Raw genomic sequence first — 18,006 nt, forward strand, 5'->3', positions numbered from 1 at the left:
TCTATGTCACCTCTAACTTATTTACTTCCTTTAAATACTCATCTATGACAATCGTTCTATCAAATTCTCTTTCGACTTTCATCCTTCCAGCTAGACCCATTTGTTTCTTTTCTTCATAGTCCTTTTCTAAAAAACTTTTAATCTTTTCAGTTAAACTTTCAGAAACTCCTACCTCAAATAAATAACCAGACAAACCATCATCAACAACATCCATAGAACCATTAATTTTAGAAGCGATGCAGACTCTGCCCATTGCTGCAGATTCTAAAAGAACATTTGGAACTCCTTCTCCTCCATGAGACGGAAGTATTGTACAGTGGCATTTTTGTATCCAAGATTTTATATCTTTTTGAAAACCGATGTATTTTACAATCCCTTTGGAGTGGAAATTATCAATAATTCCCTTATACCTCTCTTCCTCAATAAAACCTGCAATATAGAAGTTAGTATTAGGGTTAATTTTTTTAATTTTTCTGGCTGCTTCAAGATATTCATCAATACCCTTTAGTTCCATAACTCTTCCTATAAAAATAAAATTGATATTATTATCTAATGGAAAATCACATAATGAATACTGTTCTAAATTCACTCCAGAACCAGGAAGCAAAGAAAAGTTATTTCTCACCATATTATTTTTAATAAAGAAATCTTTATCTCCTCTATTTTGAAAAAAAACTTTATATGACCTTTTAAGTGAGATTTTGTATAACATCTTTGCGATCTCACTAATGACATTTTTCTTCAAGAAAGTTGCTCCAGTTCCTGTAATATTACTTATTTGTCTAATTTTCAAAAGATTAGAGGCTATACCTCCATAAATATTTGGTTTAATAGTATATGAAAAAACTATATCTGGTTTTACTTTTTTCATAATCTTGATATAATTTTTAACAAGCTCAAAATCCCTTATTGGATTAACTCCCCGTCGATCTACAGGGGTCTCAATAATTTTGCAACCAATATCACTAAAGAATTGGTTATCTTCAGATTTTGGCATTGATATAAAGACTTCATGATTTTCCTTAATTAGTTTTGTAATAAGCTCTCTTCTGAAATTGTATAGAGTTATAAAATGATTTGATAAAATCAATATTCTCTTTCCCATCTATTACTCCACCTACTATCTATTTAAATATTCCCTAACTTCCCTAGCAATTCCTAGCTCAAATGGTTCAGGGTTATATCCAAAATCTTTTTTAGCTTCCTCATGCGAGAAACATCTATCTTCACTCATACGTTGGACTTTTTCAACATAATCTACTCTTCCCAGCGACCCCATCTTTAAAAATCTAGCTAAAAACACTCCAATGACTAGTGGAAAACTTATAAACGTGTTTTTCTTTCCAAGGTTTTCACTAATCAGCTTAAATGCTCTAAGCATTGTTATTGGTTTTTCACCTGATAGATTATATTCTGATTTTGTTCTCTCTACAGGTAGCATTAACACATCGTAGTATGCTTTACCAAGATCACGTGCATTTACAGGTTGAATTAAACCTTGACCATGATCGATAACTGGAAAGATTCTAAATCTATCTATCATTTTAATAAATTTACTCATATTAAGGTCACATAAATCACCATATATCATTGTCGGACGTAAAATCGTTACTTTAATTTCAGATTCAGCAAGTATAGTTTGTAGTTCAGCTTCAATAACCTTATATTCCTCTGATGCAATTTTAAATTTCGAATAAATTCCAGTTGTATGCACACAAATTGCTCTCGAAACTTTATTGTTAATAGCTGCCTTAATAATTCGTAGTGTATGTCTAATATTTACAATATGGACTATTGTATCTACACCTTTCATACATCTATCAAGAAATGCTTCATCTCTTATATCACCAATTACCTTTTCTATATTCAAACCACTATTATCTAATTGTGAAGTGTCTGAATTTTCTCTAACAATGCATCGAATAGTACCTCTATAGTTATTTTTAATAAGTTCATGTAGAAAATATCTTCCTGTATGTCCTGTAATCCCAGTTACTAATAACATTTTTACACCTCTATTATTTTGTATAAAATTTCATGAAGAACCTTTTTCCTTACTACTAGCAACCTCTTTTTTTCTAATGATTCCAGTCCCACCTTCAACAACACCATCACTCTTAATTACACTAATTATGGTTCCAAAGAAACATTTAACATCCATCCAAAGACTAATCCTCTCAACATACTCCCCATCCAACTTAGCTTTAACATCAATAGGCAGTTCATCTCTACCATTTATCTGAGCCCAACCAGTCAACCCGGGTGGAACATCATTGGCGCCATAATTTTCTCTTTCAGCAATCAAGTCATACTGATTCCACAGTGCTGGTCTAGGTCCGATAATACTCATCTGTCCAACAAAGATATTCCATATTTGCGGTAGCTCATCAAGTGACGTCTTTCTCAGAAACCTACCCATTTTAGTAATATATTGTTCTGGATTTTCTAACAAATGAGTTGGAGTATCCTTAGGGGTATCGATTCTCATAGTACGGAACTTCAAGATATTAAAATAAGTTTTATTGATTCCAACACGCTTTTGTTTAAAAAGTACTGGGCCTCTTGAATCTATTTTTATAGCAATAATAAGAATTGCAAATATCGGGGATAAAACAATAAGTCCGATTAAGGAAAGAATAATATCTATCAACCTTTTTACTTTCAAATACATTACTTACACCTCAATTTCATAACTAGTTACTTTTTTGTGCTTTTCATCAGCATAAATCATTCCAGCATCTATCTTTTTTAGTCTTTCTATCTTACTGTTCGCTTTAATTATTGCACCTGTATTAATGTGAGAATACTCTCCAACAATGCTATCATGATCTACCATTGCACCTATACTAACGATACAGCCCATCTCTATTATTACTTTGGTATTCAGAACTGCTTTAGCACATACTATGGAGCCAATTGCAATACTAGCGGAAGGACTTACATAAGCTGTTGGATCCACCAAAATTGGAATCTGAAATCCCGACTCCATCAACTCTTTTAACCACTTCATCCTTATTTCATTGCTCCCAATTGCAACAAAAGCATATCTGTAGCTGTTAACAAACTTTTTATAATCTTTACACTTTCCTATCGCTAAATCAGATCTGTCATCTAAGAAATCAATTTTTGGGAATTTTCCCATTGCAATGGCAGTTTCTTTAGCTACTCCTCCATGACCACCAGCACCCAGTATAAGTAAGTTTCCACTCAAAAAAATCAGCTCCATCTTTACTTCTTTAGTAACTTAGTATTTAATTAGAATAAAACAATGTTCAAACCAACTACTAAACCACTAAAATGTTATCTAATACCGATAGCCACCTCGTAAATAATATTCAATATGAGAAATAGATAAAAATATCAACATATAGTATGTTTCACTGTTAAAAAACCAACTTTAACACTACATATTGTGTTTTGTTATCAATTTCCGATACTCACCTCGTAATATCTATTCAATCTACCAAGCAAATACGAAATAGATATTCTCCTATGAGTCACCCTAAACCGAGTTTCTTCCTATTATATAAACCATTCAATCAATCTATAATTCTCACTAAAAACGTCTCAAACCCTTATCCCGCAAAGTTTCTAGCGTTCAATCTAACCACGATACTCAGTTCCCCTCTAACATTCAATCTTACCAAGAAGGCCGCAAGGTCTATAAAGCAGCTCTAGCCCAGTTCCTATCTTCTCAAGAGACTGAGCCAGACTACCATCTGTTCTCAGAGAAACGGAACTCCACCACCATCATCACCTTCATCCTCGCTTCCATGATTCCCATGCACACTACACTCAACTGTCCTATCCGCATACGTCAGCTCCCCACCAACCGCACAAACATCCCCATCAAGCATTGAGTGAGAAAACTGAGTAAAAGCAGCCGAACTATGCTCAATCTGCTCAATATTCAAAAACTGCCCATACAGCCTTGCCATCTCCACCCGATTAACCTCACACAAATCCTCTTTATACCGGTCAATAAAATGGACATAAACAGGAACAGCAATCGCAGCCAAAATCCCCATAATTACAATAACAGCCAATAACTCCACCAATGTGTAGCCTTTTGAGTCCCACAAATTAAACAACTCCTACACTGAATTTCACTTTTTCCTCTGTAAGCAAATTCTCAGGAGCCCAAACCTCAAAAAAACACCCCAGGTCCATGACTTACTCAATATGAACCCGGGTAAAATGTTTTGTTATTTAACTTTTTCCTTAGCCATAACCTCATCAAGATAAGCAAGCAAGTCAACTCTCAACTCATCATTCTGAAGCGCAAACTCCACAGTGGTCTTCACAAATCCAATCTTCTCCCCAACATCATACCGCTTACCCTCAAAGTCATAAGCAAACACACGCTGAATCTGATTCAACTTCTGAATCGCATCCGTCAACTGAATCTCGCCACCAGCACCAGTCTCCATCTGATCAAGGAACATAAAGATCTCAGGAGTAAGAACATATCTCCCCATAATCGCAAGATTTGAGGGCGCAGTCCCAGGAGCAGGCTTCTCTACAAAATTCTCAACCTGATACCTTCTCCCACTCTGTACCGAAGGTTCAACGATCCCATAACGATGCGTTTCTTCATCCGGCACCGTTTGCACACCAATCACAGAAGAATGCGTCTGCTCATAGTGGTCAATCAACTGACGCAGACAAGGCGTCTCACTCTGAACAATATCATCCCCAAGCAGCACCGCAAAAGGCTCATCCCCAATAAAGTTACGCGCACACCAAACCGCATGCCCCAAACCCTTCGGTTCCTTCTGCCTGATATAATGAATATCCGCAAGATTAGTAGAATACCGAACCCTTTCAAGAATATCTAACTTACCCTTTTCCATCAGATTCTGCTCAAGCTCATGGGCAAAATCAAAATGATCCTCGATCGCACGCTTACCTTTACCAGTAACAATGATAATATCTTCAATACCAGAAGCAATCGCCTCTTCAACTATGTATTGGATAGTCGGCTTATCAACAATCGGCAGCATTTCCTTTGGCATCGCTTTAGTAGCAGGCAAAAATCTAGTACCCAATCCAGCAGCAGGAATAATCGCCTTCCGTACCTTCTTCAATTAAAACTCCCCTTTCTTGAACTTAAAGCTCTCAAAACCGAAGGTTTTGCTAGTAAGTATAGCTTGAAAGTATAATAATCCACCTTTGAAAACCGATAGGTTTTCGCAAAAAAGTCTCTCTTCATCCAAAAAGAAAACCAAGTTTCTACTATTATATATAGTATTTATATTGGATCCCTACTTCGCCACTAAAAACACTCTGTTCTTTTTGCGATTTGCCAGGTTGATCACATACTCCTTCAACTGTCCAGAATTAAAGTGTTCAAACTGTTCAAGAAGATACTCAATCTCCTCCTCCTGTTCCAAAACAGCCTTCCCAATAAAAATCTTAGGGAAAATCGGCTCAGGATGAATCTCCTTCTCATTCAACAGCTCCTCAAACATCTTCTCCCCAGGACGCAGTCCCGAAAAACGAATAGGAATATCATCAGTAGAATAACCCGAAAGAGTAATTAAGTTTCTAGCAAGATCAACAATCTTAACCGGCTCACCCATATCCAATACAAAAATCTCTCCACCACGAGCAAGAGACCCAGCCTGAATCACAAGCCTCGAGGCTTCCGGAATCGTCATAAAATATCGCGTCATATCAGGATGAGTAACGGTAACAGGCCCGCCAGCCTGGATCTGCTTTTTAAAGAGCGGAATAACACTACCCCTGCTTCCAAGCACATTCCCAAATCTAACCGCAACAAATTTGGTCTGACTCACCTGATCTAGTTTTTGTATAATCATCTCCGCAATCCGTTTAGTAGAACCCATAACATTCGTTGGATTTACCGCTTTGTCAGTTGAAACCAGAACGAATGTACCAACACCGAAGGTGTCAGCCGCCTCAGCAACATTCTTCGTACCAAAAACATTATTCTTAACAGCTTCCCTTGGATTATATTCCATAAGTGGAACGTGCTTATGAGCCGCCGCATGATACACAACATGCGGCACATGCTCTTCCATAACCTCGAACATCCGCTCGCGGTCCTGAACATCCCCAATTACAGGCACAATCTCAATCTGCTGTCCGTATTTATTCCTTAGTTCCATATCAATCAAATAAATGCTATTCTCACCATGCCCAACAAGCACAAGTTTGGCTGGTTCAAATGAGCAAATCTGCCGGCAAATCTCCGACCCAATCGATCCACCAGCCCCGGTTACCAGAACAGTTTTACCAGTGACATATTCCGAAATCCCCTCAATATCCAGCTTAATCGGTTCACGTCCTAACAGGTCTTCTACTTCTACATCGCGGAAGCTGTTGACGGCTACTTTGCCTAGCATGACGTCTTCGATCTTCGGCATGATCTGCGGCTTGATTTTTGTCTTAGTACACTCTTCAAATATCATCGTCAGTTCTTCTTTTTTCAATGACGGGATCGCAATGACAATTTTATCGATTTTGTATTTTTCAACGGCTGCTGAGATGTCCTTGCTTGTACCTGCTACCGGGATACCAAGGATATGCAGCTTGTACTTTTTTGGATCGTCATCAATGAAGGCTGCGGGCATCAATCCTAATTCGCGATTGTTCTTTAATTGTCGCGCTACGAGTGTGCCTGCTTGTCCGGCACCGACGATTAGTACCTGTGTCATGTTTTTATCCGGTTTCAGGAACCGGTCTCTGGTAATGCGCCACCAGAAGCGGCTGCCCCCGATCATCAGGATCAGCAGTGTCCATGCGCTGAATAGCACACGACCGTACACATGGTAGTCCATTATGTATTGGTATAAGGTCAGCATCAGGATTGAAAGCGTGACTGACTTTGTGATTCCTATCAATTCACCGACACTGGCGTACTCCCATGCTTTGTTGTAAAGCAAGAATATTGATGCAAATACATGGTGGCAAAGCAAGAGGACGAGTGCGCTCATAAAAACATTTTCAAAAATTAAGGTTTCAATTGATGGATGCAGTGGTATATAACTGATGTATACTGCTGCAAACACAATCAGTGAATCAAGGCCGGCTAGTAATAATAAACGTTTGTGGTAGCTCATCCATATCCCCCTATTTAATTCGATTGCTATTTTTAAATAATAATTTTGACCACAAAATAAATATCTAATGAAAACACACGTGTCTTGACATGGATTTTCATTAGATATATATATAAGGTTTATTAATAATAATAAATGGGCATCTAACCCGCCCTCACATCATACTATCGACAACTCACGTGTCTAAGGATTGCTATCCCAGCATCCCACAGCATAATCGAGTGCCTCCATGGGTAACGGGTAGGAGGCATCGCCGGTCAGGTCTTCCTGACTAATGATGTATTTAGATTCTGGTTGATTAGAAGATTCCAAGGAATTTTTTCTTTTTGACGCGTTGCGGCACTTCTTTGTATACATTCTGATCCCGCACCAGCAACTCGGCATTTTCTTTGAAGAAATAGATCATGTCCACACCATAAAGGGTATCGATTTTGTTAAAAGCGTCCGCCATATGGTAGGTGCGCTTATTTGTGTTGTGCGCATCTGAAGCGATAAAGTGAGTCAGATTGGCTTCAATCAGCTGTTCTGAGAAAGTCTTGATCTTTTTTCCGAATATTCCGCAAACACTTGACGCAGTTACTTGCGAAAGTGCGCCGTTCTTGATCAGTTGATACAAAATCTCCGGACGCTCGATGATTTCCTGGTTTCGTTCCGGATGAACGATGACCGGGATTTTGCCTTCCATCTGCAGATCATACAGAAGCTTATCGGTATACCGCGGCACATGGCCGGCCGGCAGCTCAATGAATATGTATTGTGTGTTGTTCAGCGTACTGACTTCACCAAGAGTGATTCCCTTCAGCAGTTCTCCATGTATCGCTGGTTCCTGGCCAGGAAGTATGGTCACAGGAATATTCTCCGCTTTCAACACTTTATTTAGTTCATCCGTCTTTTGGATGATGTCTTGTTTACTATTTTCATAGCGTCCATTTTTATGGTGAGGGGTCGCAATGATCGTGTCGATTCCTTCATTAACCGCAGCCCGCGCCATTTCGATGCTTTCTGCCATCGTTTGTGCGCCATCGTCTATTCCTGCTAGTATATGACAATGTAAATCTATCATTGCGCACCCTCACTTCCAAAGTTTTACCACATTTATAGTTCTTTTCTAATATTACCATTTATACCCCATATGGGTAAACAGGTGAATTTTGTCGAATCCTTGTCGAATGACTGTTATTTGTTTCCATAGTAATAATAATAGTCTGAGCTTTGCAGTTTTTTATGGTTGAGCACTGTTCCCAGTAGCTTACCTTTTGCTGCTGTCAGCAACTCTTTTGACTTAGCTGCTTCTTCCATCTCTGTCTTACCGGAGTAGACAACTAGCAAGGCGCCGTCACATTTGTTGGCAAGGATCTGTGCATCTGTTACCGCAAGAACTGGTGGCGTATCGAACAGGATCACATCGTATTCCTGTTTGGCATCCTCGAGGAATTGTCCCATTGCATGTGAACCTAATAACTCAGCCGGATTTGGCGGGATCGGTCCACTAGTCAGGATGGACAGATTATTTTGATCTGCTTTATTGACAGCATCAGCCAGTGTCCGCTGTTTTGATAGAATCGAAGTCAGGCCGTATGTGTTGTTCAGATTGAATGTATAGTGCACCGTCGGCTTCCTTAAGTCCGTGTCAACGAGGAGCACCTTTTTTTCCTGCTGCGCGAACACGACAGCAAGGTTTGCGACAGTTGTTGATTTACCTTCTGCTGGTCCTGGTGATGTGACCATCAGCGTCTTGATTTCTTCATCGACAGAAGAGAACTGGATATTCGTCCGGATTGTCCGGTATTGTTCTGAAATCGGTGATTTAGGATCATGCAGTGTGACGAGGCTGCGCTGCGAGTTGCCCAAAGCTTTTGTTTTTTTCTTAAACACCGCTTTCACCTCTTTCAATTTCCCTTTGATCCCGTTTTAATTTCCTTGCTGCCATCTGGTTTTCATCAATGACAGAGATGACGCCAAGAACAGGCATCCCCAATTGTTTTTCAATATCCTGTGCGCTTTTTACCGTATTGTCCATATACTCCAGAAGGAAAGCCAGTCCCACTCCTGCCATCAATCCGACAACCAATGCGATTGCGATGTTAAGCGGCGGTTTCGGCTTGATTGGTGATTGTGTCTGAACATCGGTTGCTTCAGCAAGGACGCTGACATTGTCGACATTCATGATTTCGACAACTTCTTTCTTGAAGACTTTCGCAATCGTGTTGGCAATATCCACTGCCAGCTCTTTGTCGGCATTTTGGACGGAAATATTGACAATTTGTGATTCTGATTCACTTCCGACATTGATGCTGCCTTTCAGCTGCTCAGCAGTCATATTTAAATCCATATCCTTGATGACAATGTCGAGAATTCGATTGCTCTTAATAATTCCGTTGTATGTATTGATCAACTGCAGATTTGTCTGAACAACACTAGGATTATAGACAGCTTGATCGCTCTGCTTTTGGTTGACTAGAATTTGTGTCGAAGCCTGATAGATCGGGGTTAAAAAGAAGTAGCTTACAATCCCGCTAGCCAGCACTGCCGCAAACGTGATTGAAAGGATTAGCCATAGACGTTTTTTTAGTGTATCCAGCAATTCTTTTAAACTTATTGTTTCTTCCAACGTACAATCCTCCGATATTCGAAAAATAAAATCCAAACAGTATTATAGCACAGAAATTGGCGATTTTTGGCGGCCATGTGTCATTTTTTTTACAAACTTTACAATATTCCCTGCTTATTATAATTTAAACCTATTTTATGTAATTTTGTAGGTATTTTTTGTATATACCATAAATTACTAGAAGTTGTATTTTGACAACTGGAGAAAGACAAAATAAAAAATGGCTTCGGATGTTCCGCCGCCATTTTTATTTTGCAAGGACGCCCTGCAAATCTATTTTCAGCTGCTCCATCAGCTCGCTGATTGTCATTTTCTCCATGTTGCCATTTTCATACGTCTTTCTGATCAGATTGAACATCTGCTCTTGTTGAATTGTCTGATTTCCTTGTGATTCGACGTTCATCTTAGTTACCTCCATATTTTCCGCTAATTTCGATTTTATTCTAAATTGGTAGATTTGTAAATATTTTTCCATATAAATATATATTCATTGTTTTTATAGGTTTATTAATGACTTGAATCTTTATTTACCCCTAATCTCAAATTTTAATCCTCCGGTTGGAAATTCTATATATCCTATGACGAAATGATCTCTAGAGTTAAACAATACTGCGCCCAATTAAAGTTCGGGCTGGTCCGGTGGTGCCTTTCGTGTGGTGGCGTTTTTTCGGGTGGTGACAGGCACCACCCGAATTTTGTCGAAAGAAAAAGCTGGATCACCGATTAATTGTGATCCAGCTTTCGTTTGTTTATGTTATTGAATCCACGCGCCGTCACTGCCGAGGCGGTAGCCGCCGATTGTTGTATTGGCTGCCATGGCGCCGCTGGAGTATAGGTAATACCACTTCGTACCGACCTTTACCCAGCCTGTCTGCATGATGCCGCTTGAAGCTAGGTAGTACCATTTCGTGCCGTCTTTCAGCCAGCCTGTTTTCATCTCGCCGCCAGAGGCAAGGTAATACCACTTTGTGCCGACTTTTTCCCACCCTGTCTGCATGACTCCATTACTGTTCATGTAGTACCATTTGTTATTCCACTTCAGCCAGCCAGTATCCACCTCACCAGAGCTGTGGAAGTAATACCAGCTTGTGCCGATTTTCAGCCAGCCTATTGCCATGATGCCGTCTGTTTTCAGGTAATATTTCTTGCCGCCATCTGTAAGCCAGCCCTTGTGCATGGCTCCGCCCTTCGCAAGGAAGTACCATTTGTTGTTGTATTTAAGCCAACCTGTCTGCATGATGCCATCGCTGTTTAGGTAATAGCGTTTGCTCCCGTCATTGATCCAGCCAGTCAGCATTTCGCCTGTGTCACCGTCCAGGTAATACCATTTGTATTTCCAATATACCCAGCCCGTTTTTGCTGCGCTGTTTTCGAAGTAATACCATTCGTTATCGATAAGCTTCCAGCCAGATTGGATTTTTTGGCCTGTGGCAGGGTCGTAATATGAACGTTTGCCATTTTCAATAATCCAGCCTGCCAGTTTTTCGAGTGCACCGTCCTCACCGAAAGTAAACTGGGTGCCATCGATTGTAACCACGCCGGTTTGCATGATGCCTTCCTGGTTGAAGTAGTATTTTTTATCGCCAAGTGTCAGCCAGCCGATATGCATTGAGCCATCCTGGTTCAGGTAATATTTCTTCCCGTCGAGCTCCAGCCAGCCTATTTGCATGATTCCTTCACTGTTAAGATAGTACTTTTTATTGTTCCATAAGAGCCAGCCAGTGAACTGCTGTCCTTCCTCGAAGTAGTACCAGTTATTGTCGATCTGCTTCCAGCCAGCTGCTTTTGCTCTTGTGGCTCCGTCGTAGTAAGTGCGGATGCCGTCTTCGATTACCCAGCCATTGACATTGGCAAGATATGAATTGCGGTCTGCTATTTTTGTGTAGCTTTTGGTTATTTCCGTGCCAGTATAATAGAATGAGAGAATCTCTCGGTATGTCTGTCCATCATATCTCGCCCTGTTCTGGGCACCATACTGACTCATTCCGACCCCGTGGCCAAATCCTGATCCTGTGATGGTATAGACGCCGTCTGCTTCGATGACATTTTTTACATAGCGGCTTCTTAGTTTAGGAATGCCGACAGCATCCTCGCCAAGCAGATAGGCTACTTCCCACGCTGGGATTGTTCCCTTGAAAAGATCAATATTGTATCTTCCGTCTGTATCTTTCGAATTTTTACGGATAAATTTTACATGCAGGTCGCCTTGTGTAAAGCGTTCGCCTGATGTGAAGGTGTGCAGGTTGAATAGTTCTACGCTGACTACCTTAAAGTTATCAGGGCTTTCACCTTGCTGAGCAAGCAGATTTCCCTTCACTCTGCTGGCAAACTGCTCGTCTGCTTCCTTGACAGTTTCCCACCATTCTTCTGGCTGTGGTTCTTCCAATTCACTGCTTGCTATTTGCTGTTTCTGGAGCAGGACTTTCCAGTTCGTCACGTACTCATCCTTTGCCAGCCCGTCGTGTGGGTCTGGCTTTACAGTAAGATACGGATAAGGATCTGATGTAGTCCAATAATTAGAATTCAATTCCGTAAGTCCGCCGTTTGATGAAGAGTAAACTGCATCAATCGGTTTTCCTCCGTGAGTAATATACTCTCCAGCCGTTGCCTCTACGGCGGCGCTGGAATTCACATAATAACCGGCTCTATCGATTTCTTTTGCCCATAGATATCCGCCATATACTTGTTTGGAAGTCGTATCACTTAAGATATTCTCCTTTTTCTCAACTGCATATGTTCTAGCGGCTAGTGCCTGCGCTTTAAGTGCTTCCGGGTGCCAATATGAAAGCATTTCCTCTGGTACAACACCCTTTACATAGTCTTCCATGTATATGGAATTGACCGGCTTTATTTTCCCCGCTTCGCTAGTGAAGTTAAAAATGCCATTATAGGCTTTTTTGTTCAGATAAATAAAACTCCCCGATGTGACCGGCTTAAGGTCTAATGATGTCCCGCATGCCAGCTCCGCGCTTCCCTCATGCACGCAAACCGATCCCCCTGCAGTGGTAGAGAGTGTATAGGATCTTCCTTCGGAAAGAATAATTCTAACTTCAATACCCTCAATCACATATTTTCCTTTAATACTCAAAGGCAATTGATCTTTTTGGCCAATGAAATGCGATAACTTAACCTTAACAATCGGTTCTGTCCCCTCAGCCTTCACACCGGGTGCTGAAAGAGCAAATATCGCAATAAACAACACAACAACCGCAACTAACTTCCTCATCATTTTCCTCCTCTAGTAATCTCTACCTATCATTCTACTATATTATTGTAAATAACTTACAGACTTTTTTGAGGTGCCTGTCACCACCCGAATTTTGTCGAATGGCTTTGTATCAATGCATCTTATGAAAGAATGCGCAATCGGGTGGTGACAGGCACAACCCGGATTTTGTCGAACAAGAAGAAGGACCGACGTAAATTCGCCGGTCCTTCATTTTAAGCTTTATTTTATTGTATCCACGCACCATCACTACCGAGGCGGTAGCCGTCGATTGTTGTGTTGGCTGCCATTACGCCGCTGGAATACATGTAGTACCATTTGGTTCCTACTTTCAACCAGCCGGTCTGCATGATGCCTTCTGTATTCATGTAGTACCATTGGTTGTTCCATTTTAGCCAGCCTGTGTCCATTGCTCCTGAGCTGTGGAAGTAATACCAGCTTGTGCCGATTTTCAGCCAGCCCGTTGCCATTGAGCCGTCTGACTTCATGAAGTACTTGACTCCACCATCAGTCAGCCAGCCTTTGTGCATGGCTCCGCTCTTTTGCATGTAGTACCATTTGTTGCTGTCCTTGATCCAGCCTGTCTGCATGATGCCTTCTGAGTTCATGTAGTACCATTTGCCAGCGTCATAGGCCCAGCCAGTCATCATTTTACCGTTGCTGTCGAGGAAGTACCACTTGTACTTATAGTAAACCCAGCCAGTTTGGGCTGCGCCTTCCTTGAAGTAGTACCATTTGCTGTCGATCAGCTTCCAGCCGGATTGAACCTTGGTACCTATTGCTGGATCGTAATAGGAGCGGACTCCATTTTCGATGACCCAGCCTTTCAGGGATGCGAGCATCGAATTACGGTCTGCCAGTGTTGTGTAGCGTTTTGAAAGCACGGTGCCAGGGTAATAGAATGATAGAATATTTTTGTATGTTTGGCCATTCATTGCCCGGTTCTGTGCGCCATGTTGGCTCATGCCAACACCGTGACCGAAGCCTGCACCTTTGATCGTGAAGAATCCATCTTGGTTGGAAACTTCTTTTATATAGATGTTTTTCATTTTATAGCCAAATAGATAGCTGAAATCAGCTTCTGTGACGTTTTTCTTTTCTGCAGTCTTAAGGACGATTTTACCCTCAGCGTCCTTTGCAGCATTTTTGTCAAAGTAAGTGAATGTCAGGTCCCCTGCTTTCACACGTCCGCCGGAAGTGAGTGTGTGGAAATCGATTTTTTCAATGTCGACGATTTTATAGTTTTCCGGGTTGGTGGCAGAAAGGAACTTGCTTTTCACTTTGTTCGTGAACTCTTTATCAAGTTCTATTGTTTTTGACCACCATGTGTCAGAGTTCGAAAGGTCCAATCTGGATGCATCGATTTGCTGATCTCGCACCTGGATTGTGTGGTTTATTTTTGCATCCAAACCATCAAATTCGTCAGGCTTCGCAATCAAGTAAGGATACTGGGACGTTCCCCAATAATCCAGGTTTGATTCAGTATGCCCTCCGTTTGAAGAAGAGTACACCGCATCGATCGCTGAGCCGTTATACGTGATATATTCGCCTGCAGTAGCTTGGCCTGCAGTTCTTGCATTTGCATAGGTTGTGCCGGTAGGATCAAGTTCCTGAGCCCAAAAATAGCCGCCGTACGCCTGGTTGGAGGTTCCATCTACAATCTCGTAGTTCTGCCTCCTGATTGCGTATGTACGTGCCGCTGCCGCCTGTGACTTCAACGCTTCGACATGCCAGTTTGCATACATTTCCTTAGGAACAACACCTTTGATGTAGTCTTCCATGAAGATCGAGTTAACAGGCTTGACCACACCATTATTATTGCTGAACGTGAATTTGCCGTTATAGGCTATGTTGTTCAGATAGATGAAGCTGCCTGCTTTGAGAGGTGCAAGCGCAAGCGCACTGCCTGAAGCTAGCTTCTTGGATCCCTCATAAAGGTGGACCTCAGTTGTACCTGATGCTTTCAATGTATAGATTATGCCTTCGGAAAGGACAGTATCAGCTGCCTGATCCAGTAAATACTTCCCTTTGACCTTCAGCGTTAACTCCTTATGTTCACCCAGATAATAGCTGAGCTTGACGTTTAGAATTGGCTCTGTGCCCGAAGCTTTGGCGTTTGGCAAAGCCAGGGAAGACGATGCAATGACTAAGGCTACCAACAATATGACGAATTTCCTCATAATTTCCCCCTATTACATTCTTTTCCTCTTATTCTACTATATTAGCAGTTTCGTCTGTAAAATGTTTACATGTAAATTTTACTAAAAATACAGACTGATAGATTCCATGTACACCGTTCGGGTACTCTTTTTGAAAGTCGGGGGTTGAAGAGTGAAAATAGGCCGAATGATTGGAAGGATATCCAGAAAATGATTATTTGGTGGGTACTGAAGAATAGGAGGAAATCTGTTGGTTAGTGGCGAAAATTTCTGTATGAAATTATAAGAGAGGAATCTATCATGGAATATTTCCGTTACTCTTTCTACCAATTTATCCTGTTTTGCTCGTTTTTTATGTTGAATATCATTTTTAATCATTATGTCAGCGATCCATTTACGAGTGTGGATACGATTGCCATCCTTATTGGTATACCTGTTGTCTTCCTCATCTTACTACTTCAATCCAAGCTATATAAGCGCTTCGATTCTATAAAGATGTGGAAGAAAATCATGATTTCCATCCCGATTCTGATTATCTCCATCTCTTTCGTTGGGTATATGGGGTATATGGTGTTTGGATTCAGATAGCTGAAATAGGGATGTATCTGTTATAAACCGAATAAAAGCAAACAAGGCCGGACAGCGTCCGGCCTTTCATTTTCGACAAATTTCGGGTGGTGACAGGCACCTGTCTAATCCCAGCTGACGTTTTCTTTGATGACTCTTGCGGGGTTTCCTGCTGCCAGGCAACCTGGGGGGATATCATTCGTTACGACTGAGCCAGCTGCGATGATGGCTCCGTCGCCGATGGTTACTCCTTTAAGGATGGTTACTTTGCATCCTATCCAGACATGGTTGCCTATATGGATCGGAGCGGTCATTGGCGGTGTTACATCGTTATATTCAAGCTCATGGAAATCGCTGTCTATGATGGTTAAATCCCATGATAGAGCGCAGTCTGCACCAATCACGATTTCTTGGCTGGCGTAGATTTTGCTGTCTGCTGCTACATAGGTATTGTTGCCGATTTTCAGTCTCGCACCATCATTTACAATGGCTACGACACCACGGCCAAGATTCACTTTGCCGTTGATCTCAAGAGTCGCATTCTTTCTGACCCTCATTACCGCTTTTGCTTCGCTAAGTTCCGAAACCGGACGGCCAATTGAAAGACGGCCATTTATGACGACTTTGGCAGTTTTATCTTTTTTGAATATATGTCCCCTTCCACAGTAAACCGGAACACTGAATGGATTTTTAAGAGAATATTTAGCACTTACCAGAATGCCCTTGATGACATCCGGAAGATAATGACTCTTGTACGTTAACATCCAGATCGCTCCTCGTGATGGGATTTTTTAATATAATAGCAAGCTTCTCCTGACGTGTCATTAGTCAGCATTTCCCTTTTCTGGGCGGGTTTAACCGTATTGTTACAACGTCTGGAAGAGTTATCAAGTTACCTGGTAAGATAGTCCGGTTTATTTGGATACAACATCCATATGACTAGTATATATCCCCCGGGAATTTACAAATAAAACACCATTTTGTAATATAAAAATAATTTTTCGACAAAGCTCGGGTCGTGCCTGTCACCACCCGAATAATTGAAAAGCGCAAGCGCCTGGTCAGCCCCGACAAGCGCTGGAGGTCTGCCCATGGAAGTCGTTCTTTGACTTCACTGGGCGGACCGAAGCGTCTCGAGGGGCTAGGCGCTGGAGCTAGACAATTCTCTATGTAGAGTTCTACACTTTCTTCCCAAAACAAAAACAGGCCGGACTGCGTCCGGCCTGAATTCGACATATTTCGGGTGGTGACAGGCACCTATAATGCTGCTTTTGCTTTGTTGATGAGTGCTGCTCTTCGTTGTTTTTTTGCTGTTTCGTATGCTGTTTTGTATTGTTGTGCGGCTGATGAGTTGTAGCCGTTGTCTTTCAGTTCTTTTACGAGTGCTTTGTAAACGTAGTTGAATGCGCCGTCTGTGTTGCGCTCGAGGATTTTGCCGGCAGTGTTGTATTTGGAATAGAAGTAGAAGTAGGATACTTCCTCTCCATTTTTCTTTTTCGCCACATATTCACCGATCGCATGTCCTACTAAAGCATCGATTTTTCCATTTGCCTGCGCTTCGAGCTCACGGAAGCTCGGCTCGTACTTGGCAGCGATCTGCTCAGCAGTTGGCTTCGGTTTGCTGTTGCCTTTATTGGAACTGCTCTCGGTTGCTCCTGCTTGGGAAGAAACCTTCTTGTCCGTGCTTGTTGCAGGCTGGCTTTTAGAACCATCAGTTGTATTTGAAGAGGCTGTTGAACCAGTGGTTGTTGAAGCTTCAGTTGTTTCCTCTGATGCTCCCTCTTCACTCTCTTCCGTTGCACTTCCTGCAGAAGTATTTTCACTCGCGGAATCGCTAGGAGCTACGTCCTCGCCACTCTCTTCAACAGCTGAATCCTCACTGCCTTCTTCACCAGGCAGTGCGATATCATATTCCTCAGCCACTACATCTTTTACAACTTCATCCTGCGTTTCGTATGTCTTTACTTCCAATAGATAATAAAGTGTTCCTGCTCCAGCCAATAACACGACAGAAATGGCCGCCAGGACGATTTTCCACTTTTTCATAAATAACCACCTCTAGTAATGAGTATGTTCACTCTGGCTGTAAGCTAAAAGGAAAAATTTCTCTTTTCACAAGAAAAGCGCAAGCGCCTTGGTCAGCCCCGACAAGCGTTGGAGGTCCGCCCAGTGAAGTTGCTCTTTGACTTCATTGGGCGGACCGAAACGACTCGAGCTGCTCAAAGCTAACTCTTCTCGCAAGATACTCCAGGAAGCCTACCCAAAGATGAAAACTGGCTAGGCGCTGGAGCTGGACAATTCTCTAAGTAAAATTGGTTAAATTTTCATTTTTGTTTCAAATAAAATGAAAGCTGAACC

15 protein-coding genes and 1 pseudogene are annotated in these 18,006 nt (G+C 41.6%); 1 reads left to right on the forward strand and 15 read right to left on the reverse strand.

The features are described from left to right. Position 1: 1 nt before the first annotated feature. The 13 genes from LGO15_RS22750 to LGO15_RS22810 form a co-directional block, all read right to left on the reverse strand. Positions 2 to 1,105 carry a glycosyltransferase family 4 protein gene (locus tag LGO15_RS22750; RefSeq protein ID WP_226086139.1) on the reverse strand — a complete coding sequence of 368 codons (1,104 nt, stop codon included), beginning with the start codon at positions 1,103 to 1,105 and terminating at the stop codon, positions 2 to 4. Positions 1,106 to 1,120: 15 nt separating this feature from the next. Continuing rightward, on the reverse strand, positions 1,121 to 2,005 hold the full coding sequence (locus LGO15_RS22755) for an NAD-dependent epimerase/dehydratase family protein (RefSeq protein ID WP_226086140.1): 885 nt from the start codon (positions 2,003 to 2,005) through the stop codon (positions 1,121 to 1,123). A 30-nt stretch (positions 2,006 to 2,035) separates the two neighbouring features. After that, the gene (locus tag LGO15_RS22760; RefSeq protein ID WP_226086141.1) at positions 2,036 to 2,671 is read right to left on the reverse strand and encodes a sugar transferase; all 636 of its coding nucleotides are present in this window, start codon (positions 2,669 to 2,671) and stop codon (positions 2,036 to 2,038) included. Between the two features lie 3 nt (positions 2,672 to 2,674). Beyond that, complete coding sequence (locus LGO15_RS22765; RefSeq protein WP_226086142.1) at positions 2,675 to 3,211, reverse strand: PglD-related sugar-binding protein; 537 nt, start codon at positions 3,209 to 3,211, stop codon at positions 2,675 to 2,677. 514 nt (positions 3,212 to 3,725) lie between these two features. Further along, positions 3,726 to 4,082, reverse strand: coding sequence for a type IV pilin protein (locus LGO15_RS22770; RefSeq protein WP_226086143.1), 357 nt, complete (start codon positions 4,080 to 4,082; stop codon positions 3,726 to 3,728). Positions 4,083 to 4,205: 123 nt separating this feature from the next. Next, positions 4,206 to 5,087, reverse strand: a complete 882-nt coding sequence (gene galU, locus LGO15_RS22775) for a UTP--glucose-1-phosphate uridylyltransferase GalU (protein ID WP_226086144.1) — start codon at positions 5,085 to 5,087, stop codon at positions 4,206 to 4,208. 177 nt (positions 5,088 to 5,264) lie between these two features. After that, complete coding sequence (locus LGO15_RS22780; RefSeq protein ID WP_226086145.1) at positions 5,265 to 7,085, reverse strand: polysaccharide biosynthesis protein; 1,821 nt, start codon at positions 7,083 to 7,085, stop codon at positions 5,265 to 5,267. A 298-nt stretch (positions 7,086 to 7,383) separates the two neighbouring features. After that, positions 7,384 to 8,148, reverse strand: coding sequence for a tyrosine-protein phosphatase (locus LGO15_RS22785; RefSeq protein ID WP_226086146.1), 765 nt, complete (start codon positions 8,146 to 8,148; stop codon positions 7,384 to 7,386). Between the two features lie 113 nt (positions 8,149 to 8,261). Further along, the gene (locus LGO15_RS22790) at positions 8,262 to 8,960 is read right to left on the reverse strand and encodes a CpsD/CapB family tyrosine-protein kinase (RefSeq protein ID WP_226086147.1); all 699 of its coding nucleotides are present in this window, start codon (positions 8,958 to 8,960) and stop codon (positions 8,262 to 8,264) included. After that, on the reverse strand, positions 8,953 to 9,696 hold the full coding sequence (locus LGO15_RS22795; protein WP_226086148.1) for a YveK family protein: 744 nt from the start codon (positions 9,694 to 9,696) through the stop codon (positions 8,953 to 8,955). Before LGO15_RS22795 ends, LGO15_RS22790 begins: the two co-directional genes overlap by 8 nt. A 247-nt stretch (positions 9,697 to 9,943) precedes the next feature. Continuing rightward, positions 9,944 to 10,099 (reverse strand): YwzD family small protein, encoded by a 156-nt coding sequence (locus LGO15_RS22800; RefSeq protein ID WP_226086149.1) that lies wholly within the window; start codon positions 10,097 to 10,099, stop codon positions 9,944 to 9,946. Positions 10,100 to 10,450: 351 nt separating this feature from the next. Continuing rightward, positions 10,451 to 12,925: a SpoIID/LytB domain-containing protein gene (locus tag LGO15_RS22805; protein WP_226086150.1), complete on the reverse strand. Its 2,475-nt coding sequence runs from the start codon at positions 12,923 to 12,925 to the stop codon at positions 10,451 to 10,453. A 224-nt stretch (positions 12,926 to 13,149) separates the two neighbouring features. Then, a complete protein-coding gene (locus LGO15_RS22810) occupies positions 13,150 to 15,102 on the reverse strand; it encodes a SpoIID/LytB domain-containing protein (protein WP_226086151.1) in 1,953 nt (650 codons plus the stop codon). Between the two features lie 279 nt (positions 15,103 to 15,381). On the opposite strand from LGO15_RS22810, the gene LGO15_RS22815 reads away from it, so the two are divergent. Beyond that, positions 15,382 to 15,669 carry a hypothetical protein gene (locus LGO15_RS22815; RefSeq protein ID WP_226086152.1) on the forward strand — a complete coding sequence of 96 codons (288 nt, stop codon included), beginning with the start codon at positions 15,382 to 15,384 and terminating at the stop codon, positions 15,667 to 15,669. A 104-nt stretch (positions 15,670 to 15,773) separates the two neighbouring features. On the opposite strand, the pseudogene LGO15_RS24385 reads toward LGO15_RS22815, so the two are convergent. Together LGO15_RS24385 and LGO15_RS22825 are read right to left on the reverse strand one after the other, a co-directional pair. Next, positions 15,774 to 15,947 (reverse strand): annotated as a pseudogene (locus LGO15_RS24385) (DapH/DapD/GlmU-related protein); the annotation flags it as partial. A 958-nt stretch (positions 15,948 to 16,905) separates the two neighbouring features. Continuing rightward, the gene (locus tag LGO15_RS22825; RefSeq protein ID WP_226086153.1) at positions 16,906 to 17,694 is read right to left on the reverse strand and encodes a hypothetical protein; all 789 of its coding nucleotides are present in this window, start codon (positions 17,692 to 17,694) and stop codon (positions 16,906 to 16,908) included. Positions 17,695 to 18,006 lie beyond the last annotated feature (312 nt).

This window comes from Mesobacillus sp. S13, from assembly GCF_020422885.1.
GTDB lineage: Bacteria > Bacillota > Bacilli > Bacillales > Cytobacillaceae > Mesobacillus > Mesobacillus selenatarsenatis_A.